Below are 12,462 nucleotides of genomic sequence, written 5' to 3' on the forward strand. Positions count from 1 at the left end.
GGCCGGAGTATAGCGGCTGTGATTCGAATCTTACAACTCCTTTGCGTTTTATATGTGTTTTATTCGACGTTCTTCCATCTCTTGTGAATAGGTGTTGGCTTTTACGCCGTAGATGATTTGGATATGTCGGTCATCGATGATCACCACACCGTGTGCCCCATGTTCTTTCAATGCTTTTTGATTCACGATAGCGGTGCTTTTTAACGTTAGGCGTAGCCTTGTCGCGCAAGCGCCCGTTTCGACCAAGTTATCCAAACCGCCAATAGCTTGTATCACGGTGTCGACATCTTGTTCCAGATTTGGATTCACTTGCGTCAGCATTTTGAAGACGCGAGAAAGGGCTTTTAACATGGCGAGAAACTCGTTTGGCAGCAAAGCCTTGTTTATATCTCAGCTGCGGCTGTTTCGCTCTGATTTAGGACACAAAATTATGCATTGATAGCTTGGTGAATGCTGCTCAGAGAAAAGAGAGAGGAATAAAAAAGCTCCTCACGTTGGAGGAGCTTTGAACTGATTTGCCGAGCAACAATTAATGCTGATGTTCGTGCTTTTTCATTCCAGCCATGACTTTTTTAACCGGTGCGGTAAAGCTTTGCTTTTGAGCATTGTCGTAAGTCACGGTGACTTCGATTTCGTCGCCTTCATTAAGCGGCTGTTTAAGGTCGAACAGCATGATATGCAGGCTGCCAGGTTTTAGCTCGGTGGTTTCTTTTGCTGTTAGTGTGATGTGATCTACTTGACGCATCTTCATCACATCACCTTCTTTAATCACATCGTGCAGCTCAACTTTGCCTGCTGCTGGTGTTTCTGCTGCAACGATATTGATGTCTTCTTGGCTTCGGTTAGCGAATGTCACGAAGACCGCGCTTGTCGTTGCGCCTGGCGCCATCGCTCGCGCGTATGGTTCATGAGGCATCACGTTTAAGTTTGCTTGAGCAAATGGGCTCAGAAGAAGGGCGGTAAGTGCCAGACTCTTGATGGCTTGTTTAGCTTTCATTGGTTTTTCCTTCTGCTGTCAATTTTGAAATCGCCTCGACAATTGGTGCAGGCGTTAGGGTATGAGGCACTTTGGTGATGAGTGTGCCGTCGGGCTTCAAGAAATAGAAATATGAGCTGTGGTCGAGAGTGTATTTCAGCTCAGAACCTTCGAGTTCCGTTTTACGGAAGATAACACCGTACTTGTGAGCAAGTGGGGTGGTGACATCCAACGGTGCTGACAGGCCTTCAATCATAGGGTGGAAGTAGTGCGCGTATTTGGCGGATGCATCGGCTTCGTCGCGCTCTGGATCAAGCGAGATAAACATCGGGCGCAACTGTGCTTTTTGCGCATCGTCGATTTGATTGAGTGCGCCTGCTAGCATGGCTAATGAGGTCGGACACACGTCTGGGCAACGTGTAAAGCCAAAGTAAACAATGCGAATGCGATCATCGCTGGTATCGAAGATATCGACAGGTTTATCGTCTTCGCCGAACAACACACTTTGTTCGGTCGCGACTTGTTGTTTTTTCTCTACGTCTTTTTGTCCATCTAGATACGTTTTGGTACCAAAGCCGAGGACAAAAGCAACCACGAGAAAAAGAGACCAATTACGGCTCATATCAATTCCTTATCTTTGCATTTTGAGGGCTGGGTAGATGGTGTCTTTACCGTCGGAAAGCTCACCAACCCACGTCATCGAATCTTGTGTACAAACGGGCAATGTCACGTCGCCCACGAATTTACCCGGCGCCACTTTCTTCAGCATGAATTTTGGCTCGCCCATTTCCATTTCTCGACCAACCAAACTTAATACAAGCTGATCGGCTTCGCTGTCTTGCCATTCGACTTCGAGTTGAGCGGGGATCAGAGGTTGAGCAGTATCGACGCTAAGCGTCATCGCAACATCATGTTGGATGCAAGGTTCAGTAGAGAGGAAACAGTATTCATCGAGCGACTTAGGCTCGGGCGCTGAAGAGAAGTTTTTGATGAGGGTAGGCGCGTAAAAGCCAGCAACCAGTGCAACGGCTATCCCTGCGATTTGTAACACTTTCATTAAGATTCAGTATTTATCACTTAACATTGTCTGCATCCTAGCACAGATGGGATGTAGGAAAACTCGTAACTTCAACAAATTGTGCACTATACCCAAGTAACCTCGAGATGCTGGTTCAGCGAGAATGATTTGGTTTGTAGACGCGGCGGCGATTTAAAGGTTTGGTGGGTCTAAATCAAGAATCGACAACAAAGTATACAAGCCAAATCAACTCGCCCTTTGGGAGCGTGTCATTGACCCGATTGCTGCGTCAAATAACGTGGAAATAGCTGGCTATTACGCTGCGTTGTTTTCCTTGACCTCGAATCCATGACAACGCTCTGAATCCTGCATCTTGAAGTCACTTGGGTATATTTCTATCTATTTGAAACTTATCGTTTGTAAAGCGTAAATAAAAAAACGGAGCCAATGGCTCCGCTTCTTAAATGATGGAATAGTGGTTCAGATTTATTTGTTTGAATCCGCAAACTTTTCTAAACCAAGTACCAGTGCAATGGCAGCTAGCATCATGATCACGGCTAACACCAGTTGTGATGGTTGAGACGTGATGTGCTCAAACTCAAACGGTGATAGGTTTTGCTCTAGCAATGGTACTTGTTCACCTTTCGAGTTTGTACGCCATGTTAACGTCTCTTTCCAAGGCCAGATCTTCGGTAGCGTGCCGATCATCAAGCCTGTTAGGAACATCAAAGTTAAATCGCGGAATTTGCGCAGTAGCCAAGATAACAGGTGAGAGAAAGACAATAGACCGACCACACAGCCAACAAGGAACAGTGCAAGAATATCAACTTGGAACCCTTTCACAGCGCCTAGTACAGGAGCGTACATGCCGATCAACAGCAAAATAAAGCTGCCTGAGATGCCCGGTAGGATCATTGCACAAATCGCAATCGCACCTGCAAGAATGGTGTTGATTGCAGTTGGCTCCATGTGAAGTGGTTTTAGTACCGTGATGCTGTAGGCAAAGCCAATACCAATCAAGAGGGCAACAAAGCGAATCGCATCGCGTTTCTCTACTTGGCGAATGATGTGGTAGACCGACACCAAAATCAGGCCGAAGAAGAAAGACCAGATTGGAATTGGGTGGGTTTCTAGTAGCCAGCTGATCAGTTTTGCCAGTGTTGCGATACTAGTGAAAATGCCCGCAAACAATGAAATCAGGAAGAAGCCGTTAATATGGTTAAATGCGGCTTTGAAGCCATCTTTTTTCCAAATCGAGAAAAGTGATGGGTTAATACGTCGAATGCTTTCTAGCAGCGTGTCGTAAATGCCGGTAATGAATGCAATGGTGCCGCCTGATACGCCAGGAACAACATCAGCTGCACCCATGGCCATTCCTTTAAAGTAGGTGATTAGATAGTTCATTTCTCAAGTACTAAGTCATGTTGATGGCAGTGAGTATACAAACATTGATGTCAAAAAAGTATGAAATAGTGTTTCGGAAGAGTTCGAAATGATGGCTTATCGGAGAAACACAAACTCTATCGCGAGTTTGAACAAATAAAACAGAACGATAGGCGAGATTTAGCAATGTGAAGAGGGGAAATATAAAAGGCGCAACACTGTCTAAATCATCCAAACTAAACAATAAATATCGTGAATCTGGCCATTTGATGATTTATTTATCATTTATGAAGTATGGTTGCGTATTGCAACTGCGTTTTGCGTTTTGGTTTTGCATATTGCAAATTTATCCGTTCTGGTCTGATCTGATATGAGATCTTGTGCCCAAAAATAAAGCTTTTCAAATTGGCATGATTAATGCATAATTCTTTTCGACCCTTCTTAAGCCGAGGGTCACCTAGCCAACTGACGTTGTTAGTGAATACACATTGTTCACATCATACATAAGCCAATCGCCTTAATTGCGGTTGGCTATTTTTTTGTCTGTAGTATACCCAAATAACCTTGAGATGCTTGATTCTGCGAGAATGACTCGGGTATATATGTACAACGTTTCCTACGTGCTTTGCAATTTGCACTTTTCAACGATTAATGAGCAATAAAAAGGGCTGACGCATAACGCCAACCCTAGTATCGAGCACTAATTTATTCAGTCCGATCAGTAACCCATCAACTGCAACAGATTTTCCGCTGTTACGATGGCTTCCTTACGGTTAGCAATGTTGAGCTTTTGGTACAAGTTACGAATGTGAGTCTTAATCGTTGTGCCCGCGACATCCAACTCTTGCGCGATTTGTTCGTTGCTAAAGCCTGAGTAGATTAGACCAAGAACTTGCCATTCGCGTTGAGTCAGTGGACTTGTACGAACCAGTTCCGGTACGTTCGGGTGATTCACCAATTTCTCAATAAAGTCTTCATCGAAGTGAATAGAACGACTGCGTTGGTTTGATGAAATGTCTTTCATCAATTGCTGAGCACGATGACGTTCTAGGTCACCGAGTTCGTGACGAAGACTTAGCTTCTCTAACAGACCACCAATGGTGGCTCCATCAGTAAGGAAGTTACCTACCATGCCAGTTTGGTTCGTCATAACTAGGGCTTCTTTCAATAGCGCTTTCGCTTGGTCTTCGTCTTTTTGGCGTGCTGCCAAGATAGCCTCTACAACCAAGTTGCGGTTTGTATCCGTCACCAAATTCGTACGACTAGCTTCGCTTTGCAAAAAGTTCAGTGCCTCACGTGCTTCATCATATTGGCCTAGGTTGATATGAGCGCGAGCAATGTTACGCCATTGCAGTTGTTGGAAGTGATTACATGCGGATTCAGGGCGAACGGCAGTATTCAACCATTCTTGAATCGCTTCTGTGTTACCGCGCGCTTGCCAGAACAAGATCAGAGAAAGTGAGGCGTTCGCAGTCCAATCTACGTGGTAAGTAGACTGTTTCATCAAGTGTTGGATGTGCTCAATGAATTTTCCTGCTTTATCGAGTTCACCACGGCCAATTGCAATACGTGCCAGCATTGAGTAGCTATGTAAGTGCTTGCTTGGTGAGTGATTTTCCAGAATTTGCAGACCTTTGTACGCACACTCTTCCGCTTCATCCAGACGGTTCCAACACCACAATACTTGAGCGCGAATACGCAGCAAGAATTCATGAAGGGGTACGTGTTGTAGCTGCTGGTCTTCGATCAGACGGAAGCCTGAGTCTTGCAGTTCAAATGCTGCTTGAACGTAACCTTGCGCAATCATAATTTCGCTTTGCTGCAGGATTGCCCACAACGCTTGGTGGTAAACCTGATACTGGCGAGCCAGCTTTTCGGTTTGCTGCATCATTGGCAACGCACGATCGAGCTTACCCAATACGTGATTAACTTCACCGACGACCGATGTCGCCACGATGCGACTGCGGTACACGGTAGGGTCAAGTTGACTCAATGCCAGTTCGGCTAGTTCCAATGCACGCTCTGGTTGATTGCTGTTGATCGCAACTTGAGCGAGCAGGGCGTGGGCTTGGCCTTGGTAGCCAGAATCCAACTCGATATCTCGCTTAGTGTGTTCTTCTTCGGCTTCTGCCAGCAACTCGCCCACTTGATTGTAACGGTGTTGGCTTTGTGCCAACCATGCTCTTAGCATCGACAGTTTTGGATGGCTGAAGAGTAACTCTTTATCCAGTTTGTTGATCGCCGATTCTAAGGTGGTTAACTCACCTTGGTTAAACATCTTCCAACCAAATTCATTTAAGATTTCGACGATCAAGTCGGTATCATGAGATTTCTGCGCATGATGAATGGCTTGATGCGGTGCTTTCTGGTTCAACCAAGCAACGGCGGCATTACGATGTAGGTCTTTTTCTTGTTGTGGAATTCGAGCAAGACGTTCATGAGAAAGGAATTCGCCAAATAAATTGTGGAAGCGGAACCAGTTTTGCTCACCTTCCAGCGGATAGATGAACAGACCATAACGGTTCAGAGATTCAATCATACCTAGCGCGTCTTCACGCTGTGTGAGTGCGAAAACTAACTCATCATTGAAATGGTCCAGCACCGACACTTGCATTAAGAAGTGGCGTGTTTCGTGATCAAGCAAATCAAACACTTCCTCGACAAGGTAATCCCATAGGTGCGCATGATTAAACTGGGAAACCGACTCGACGGTTTGTGCCAGTGTGCGGTTTTGATGTTGTGCTTGCAGCGCGATCAATTGCAACGCGGATGGCCAACCTTCCACATAAGTACGTAGATTGTTTGCCATGTCTTCATCAATGCCATCGGCAATACGTTGGTTGAAGAAACGTGTGGTTTCCTCTGTATCGAATGCCAACATTTCGTTGCCAATTTCGATCATTAAATCGCGTACGCGTAAGTTAGCCGTACCCAAAGGTGGTGCCGCACGGCTTGTCACAACCACGGTTAGGTTGTCTGGCATGTGCTTTAAGAAGAAGCGCATTGACTCATGAATTTCGTCGTTGGTGATCAAATGGTAATCGTCTAAAACGACATAGCACTCATGCTGAAAATCCGCCATTTCGGCGAAAACTTCGCTGAATAGAGAGCGCAACGAGGAGAACTGACGTTTCTCCGCCAGTTTTTGAGCATTAGAGCAGTTGTAGTTGGTGGCTTTATTTAAGGCTTGCAGTAGATAGTTAACGAAACGAAAGCCATCGTTATCGCTATCGTCAATGCTATACCAACCGACATTGGGTTTATCTGACAGCCACTGAGCCGCCATGGTGGTTTTCCCGTAACCAGCAGGCGAGCGGAATAGTACTAATTTGTAGTAAGGCGCTTGTTGTAGTAAGTCCAATACTCGTGGGCGGACGATAGCATTATGCAAACGACCCGGACGAGTAAGTTTAGATGGAATCCACATTATTGATTCTGTCCTTGTTTTTTGAGCTAGCGAAACTAGAAAACTGACCCACACCACTAAAAATTTTAGTTTGTATGAAAAGTGTACAGGCTTGTGAGTCGTTTGGGATGGTACGACATCAGAAATGCCTCTTACTTTGATCCACTTCCTAATTCTCGAGAGTTGATGAAAATGCCGTCAACTACGCCCTGTATTTGTGATTCTGGTCACTTAAACGTCGCTAGTATTGATTTCATGTAGTTTGAGCTGCACATCTATTACGAAAAAATTATCGATGTTAAAAGACGTAATGTGATCGATTAGACACTTTTTACATTGGAGTGGGAAGGGGGCATAAAAACCGTCATGAACAAATTTTAATCTTTCTCAAGATTGGTTGTGATCCGAATCACTAAGAACAGGACGAGAGAGAGCTGTGTTGCGATTTGGATCACTAACTTTTCAATGGTACTCCCTCTACGCCCTACCCCCTCCTCCCACGAAGGAGGAGAAACAGGAGGATGTTTATTCACAGAGGGAAATGCAGGATGTATGGCAGATGAATTACTAAATGACGTGAGAATTTCTTAATGAAACCAACTCAACAAAAACAATTTGACAAGAAGTCGTTCCAAGAGAGTGTGAAGAAGCATCTATCTGTAACTTATGCACACACGATTGAAAATGCAGATAGCCGTGCATGGTACCTAGCAATGGGTCGCGCACTGGCAGAATTCACGACTTGTGATTTGCTTGCTACAGAAGAAGATCCTCGCATCAAGAATGCGAAAAGCGTTAACTACCTTTCTCTAGAATTTCTAATCGGTCGTTTGACGGGTAACAACCTAATCAGCATGGGTCTTTACGAAGAGATCACTGAAGCAATGGCTGAACTAGGTCACAACTTAACTGACCTTCTAGAAGAAGAACGCGACCCATCATTGGGTAATGGTGGTCTAGGTCGTCTAGCAGCATGTTTCATGGATTCATGTGCGGCGCAAGAATTCCCTACTGTAGGTTACGGCCTGCACTACGAATACGGTCTATTTAAGCAGTCGTTCAAAGACGGCCGTCAACAAGAAGCACCAGACGCATGGCGCGGTGTAGAAGGTTACCCTTGGGAAGTGGCTCGTCCAGAGCTTGCGCAAGAAATCGGTTTCTACGGTCACGTTGAAGTGGTAAACGAGAACGGTAAAGAAGTTCGTAAATGGGTTCCTGGCATGTCTGTAAAAGCAATGCCTTGGGATCTACCTATCGTCGGTTACGAATCGGACACGGTTTACCCTCTACGTCTTTGGGAATGTCAGGCTATCGCACCATTCTCACTAGCAAGCTTTAACAACGGTGATTACTTCGAAGCTCAGCACGCGCTGATCGACGCAGGTAACATCACTAAAGTGCTTTACCCGAACGATAACCACGAGAAAGGTAAAACACTGCGTCTAATGCAACAGTACTTCCACTCAGCAGCGTCTGTACGCGACATCCTACGTCGCCACGAAGCTGCAGGCTACTCTCTAGCGGATCTACCGAAGCAAGAGACTATCCAGCTTAACGATACACACCCAACCATTGCTATCCCTGAGTTAATGCGCATTCTAATGGATGAAAAAGGTCTTACTTGGGAAGCGGCTTGGGAAATCAGTTCTAAGACATTCGCATACACCAACCACACGCTACTTCCAGAAGCACTAGAGGCATGGCCAGAGTCGCTAATCCAGCGTCTACTTCCACGTCACATGGAAATCATTTTTGAAATCAACCACCGCTTCCTACAAGAAGTTCGTAAGATGTGGCCTGGTGACGGTGAGAAGCAAGCGAAGCTTTCTATCATCCAAGAAGGTTTCAACCGCATGGTTCGCATGGCTAACCTATGTGTAATCGGTTCTTACGCGGTGAACGGCGTAGCAGCACTTCACTCTGAATTGGTTAAGAAAGACCTATTCCCAGAGTTCCACGAGATGTACCCAACTCGTCTACACAACGTAACGAACGGTATCACTCCTCGTCGTTGGTTGAAGTTCTGTAACCCAGGTCTTTCTAAGCTAATCACTGAGAAAGTAGGTCCAGAATGGCCTGCGAAACTAGAGCAGCTAGAAGGCATTGCTAAATACGCAACAGACGCGAAATTCCAAAAAGAATTCATGGCTGTTAAGAAAGAAAACAAACAGCGTCTTGCTGATTGGGTTCTAGATAACATGGGTATCGAGCTAGATACTAACGCTATCTTCGACGTTCAAATCAAGCGTCTACACGAGTACAAGCGTCAACACTTAGATCTGCTACACATTCTGTCTCTATACCACCGTATCCTGAACGAACCAGGTTTCGAGTGTGAGCCACGTGTATGTTTCTTCGCAGCAAAAGCAGCACCGGGTTACCACCTAGCGAAAGAAATTATGTTCGCAGTGAACAAGGTTGCAGAGAAGATCAACAACGATCCTCGTATCGGTAACAAACTGAAAGTGGTATTCATCCCTGACTACCGCGTGAGCATGGCTGAGATCATCATCCCTGCGGCAGACGTTTCACAACAAATCTCGCTAGCGGGTAAAGAAGCATCTGGTACAGGTAACATGAAGATGGCTCTTAACGGTGCCCTAACTATCGGTACGATGGATGGTGCTAACGTTGAGATTCGTGAAGAAGTGGGCGACGAGAACATCTACATCTTCGGTCTTGATGTTGAAGGCGTGAAAGCGGTGAAAGCAGCTGGCTACAACCCTTACGATTACTACAATGCTGACCACTTACTGAAAGCGTCTCTAGACCTACTAACAGGCGAAGAGTTTACGCCAGGTCAACCAGGTCTGTTGCGTGCGACATTTGATAGCCTACTAGATGGCGGTGACCCATACCTATGTCTTGCTGACTTTGCATCTTATGTGAAAGCGCATGAAGACATGGGCAAACAATACAAAGACCAAGCGGGTTGGGCTAAGAAAGCCATTCTTAACACCGCCCTAGTTGGTAAGTTCACATCAGACCGCTCTATCCGCGACTACGTGAACAACATCTGGAAACTTGAGACGGTAAAACGCTAATAGTGATACCCAAGTAACCCCAGGATGCTTTGTTCAGCGAGATTGACTTGGTTTTCAGGCAAGGCAACGATTTGAAGATATAGTGGTTCTATATCAAAAATTGTTAACGACGCATGTAAGACAAGGCAACTCGCCCTCTGGGAGCGTGTCATTGACCCGATTTCGGTGTCAAACAACTTGGAAAGAGGCTGCTATTCCGCGGCGTTGCTTTCCTTGAACTCGAATCAATGACAACGCTCTGAACTGTGCATCTTGAGGTCACTTGGGTATAAGACCAAGGTAGCCGAGTGCTACCTTTGGTCATTTTCAAAGATAAATTATTGATAACAATAAAACCCTACATGGAAGGTGTTGGTATTACCTTCGGAGAAAGCGATGAAAGAACAAACAGCATTAAAGAAAGTCGCAGACATGGCGCGATTAGCAGATAGCTACGTCAGCGCGTGGGGAGACGAGGCAAAAGTTTCAGAAGAAACACTGCGCCGCTTGCTCACTTCACTTGGCTACGATACTAGCAGCGATGAGAAGCTATTGGCTTCAGCTGAGAAAAAACATAAGAAAGACGTACTAGCCCCTGTTCTTGTTTTACGCGACGGCGAACCAGTCGAAGTGGAACTAAACCTAGGTACGAGTGCTCGCGAGAGTGAATTTAGCTGGCGTTTAGAAACAGAACAAGGAGAGGTACTTGAAGGCTATCTTCAGTCGCAAATTGTTCGTGATGAACGAGCTGAGGGTGGCCCTCTAGTGTTTGCATTGCCAAAGAACTTGGCATGGGGTTACCACAAACTGATCATCAGCCGTAAGCGTCGCAAAACGCCTTACGAAATGTCACTGATCATCACACCTAAAGCGTGTTTCAAGCAAGAAGATCTAAACCAACACAAAAAGCTATGGGGCCCAAGCATCCAGCTTTATACACTGCGTACTCAGCATAACTGGGGTATCGGTGATTTTGGCGATCTAAAGCAACTGGTGAGTGATATCGCATCTCGTGGCGGTGACTTCATTGGTTTGAACCCGATTCATTCATTGTTCCCTGCGAACCCAGAAGGTGCGAGCCCATACAGCCCGTCTTCTCGTCGTTGGCTGAACATCATGTACATCGACGTAAGCTCTGTACCTGAATTCGCGTTAAGTGCAGAAGCACAGCAACGTGTTGGCAGCGCAGAGTTCCAACAACGTCTGCAAAAAGCGCGTGAATCACATTGGGTGAATTACACCGAAGTGTCTGAGCTGAAGATGAGCGTGTTACCGCTACTATTTAGTGAGTTCAAAGCTCGTCACTTAGACAAGAACACTGACCGTGCTCGTGCATTCCAAGAGTTTGTAGAGCTTGGCGGTGACAGCCTACTTCACCAAACGGCATTTGATGCTTTGCATGGTGAGTTGCACGCGGAAGATTCAAGCGTGTGGGGTTGGCCTGTATTCCCTGAGAAATACCGTACATTTGACTCGGCGGCGACTCAGAAGTACATCAAAGATAATCAAGAGCGTGTTCACCTGTACATGTACCTACAGTGGATCGCTGACGATCAAATCAAAGAAGCTCAAGCACTGGCTGAAGAAAAAGGTATGACCGTTGGTCTTTACCGAGATCTCGCTGTAGGCGTTGCGGATTCAGGTAGTGAAACGTGGGCTGATGAAGGCAACCTAGTTCTAGATGCAAGTATCGGCGCGCCGCCAGATATTCTTGGTCCTCTAGGTCAAAACTGGGGTCTACCACCGCTAAACCCACAAGTGCTAGAAGCAACTGGTTACGATGCGTACATCAAGCTATTACGTGCCAACATGAAGCACTGTGGTGCACTGCGTATTGACCACGTTCTTGGTCTACTTCGTCTATGGTGGATTCCAAAAGGCGAAAAGGCGACTGAAGGTGCTTACCTTTACTACCCAGTTGAAGACATGCTGGCAATCCTAGCTCTTGAATCTCACCGTCATCAGTGTTCAGTTATCGGTGAAGATTTGGGTACCGTGCCAGATGAAATTGTCGATATCCTACGTGACGCAGGCGTTCACTCATACAAAGTGTTCTTCTTCGAAACATCAAAAGACGATGGCGGCTTCATTTCTCCGAAGCATTACGCTGAACAGTCGATGTCGGCATTGTGTACACACGACATGCCAACCCTCCGTGGTTTCTGGCATTGCGATGACTTAAAGATGGGACGTGAGATTGGTCTTTACCCAGACGAGCAACAATTAGAAGGTCTATTTGAGGATCGTTTGAAGTGTAAACAAGGCATTCTAGACAGTGTTCGTTGGCACGGTTACTTGCCAGAAGGTATTGGCCATGATGCTCAATACGTTCCAATGGACACGTACTTGAGTGAAGCGCTTCAATTGCACGTTGCTGCGGGTGATTCTGCATTACTGAGTGTTCAGCTTGAAGACTGGTTAGAGATGGATCAACCAGTTAACATTCCTGGCACGGTAGATGAGTATCCAAACTGGCGTCGTAAGCTGTCGATGAACCTTGATGAAATCTTTAGCCGCGAAGACGTAAACCGCATTTCGAAACGTCTCACTGAAGTGCGTGCCAAAGTAGGCAAATAATGAGTATTGAGTGATGTAGGAAATCGTGAATTTAATTGCGTAGAGGTACGAAAGTACAGCCTAGGTCACTCATTAAATC

At 45.9% G+C, this 12,462-nt stretch carries 8 protein-coding genes; 2 read left to right on the forward strand and 6 right to left on the reverse strand.

From position 1 onward, the window contains the following. Positions 1–48: 48 nt before the first annotated feature. The 6 genes from ATB76_RS11935 to malT form a co-directional block, all read right to left on the reverse strand. Entirely contained in the window at positions 49–351 is a 303-nt protein-coding gene (locus ATB76_RS11935; RefSeq protein ID WP_038868960.1) for a glucose PTS transporter subunit EIIB, read from the reverse strand. 178 nt (positions 352–529) lie between these two features. Continuing rightward, positions 530–997: a copper chaperone PCu(A)C gene (locus ATB76_RS11940; RefSeq protein WP_061035286.1), complete on the reverse strand. Its 468-nt coding sequence runs from the start codon at positions 995–997 to the stop codon at positions 530–532. Beyond that, entirely contained in the window at positions 987–1,598 is a 612-nt protein-coding gene (locus tag ATB76_RS11945; protein WP_042600539.1) for an SCO family protein, read from the reverse strand. Before ATB76_RS11945 ends, ATB76_RS11940 begins: the two co-directional genes overlap by 11 nt. A gap of 9 nt (positions 1,599–1,607) precedes the next feature. Next, entirely contained in the window at positions 1,608–2,033 is a 426-nt protein-coding gene (locus tag ATB76_RS11950) for a hypothetical protein (protein WP_005437869.1), read from the reverse strand. Positions 2,034–2,480: 447 nt separating this feature from the next. Continuing rightward, a complete protein-coding gene (locus ATB76_RS11955; protein ID WP_038868965.1) occupies positions 2,481–3,398 on the reverse strand; it encodes a DUF368 domain-containing protein in 918 nt (305 codons plus the stop codon). Between the two features lie 697 nt (positions 3,399–4,095). Next, positions 4,096–6,804, reverse strand: coding sequence for an HTH-type transcriptional regulator MalT (malT, locus tag ATB76_RS11960; RefSeq protein WP_038881313.1), 2,709 nt, complete (start codon positions 6,802–6,804; stop codon positions 4,096–4,098). Positions 6,805–7,373: 569 nt separating this feature from the next. Between malT and ATB76_RS11965 the strand changes: the two genes are divergently transcribed. Together ATB76_RS11965 and malQ are read left to right on the forward strand one after the other, a co-directional pair. After that, the gene (locus tag ATB76_RS11965) at positions 7,374–9,827 is read left to right on the forward strand and encodes a glycogen/starch/alpha-glucan phosphorylase (RefSeq protein ID WP_061035287.1); all 2,454 of its coding nucleotides are present in this window, start codon (positions 7,374–7,376) and stop codon (positions 9,825–9,827) included. A 375-nt stretch (positions 9,828–10,202) separates the two neighbouring features. After that, the gene (gene malQ, locus ATB76_RS11970; RefSeq protein WP_061035288.1) at positions 10,203–12,383 is read left to right on the forward strand and encodes a 4-alpha-glucanotransferase; all 2,181 of its coding nucleotides are present in this window, start codon (positions 10,203–10,205) and stop codon (positions 12,381–12,383) included. The last annotated feature ends 79 nt before the right edge of the window (positions 12,384–12,462 follow it).

This window comes from Vibrio sp. MOR3, from assembly GCF_001557775.1.
Classification (GTDB): Bacteria; Pseudomonadota; Gammaproteobacteria; order Enterobacterales; family Vibrionaceae; genus Vibrio; species Vibrio jasicida.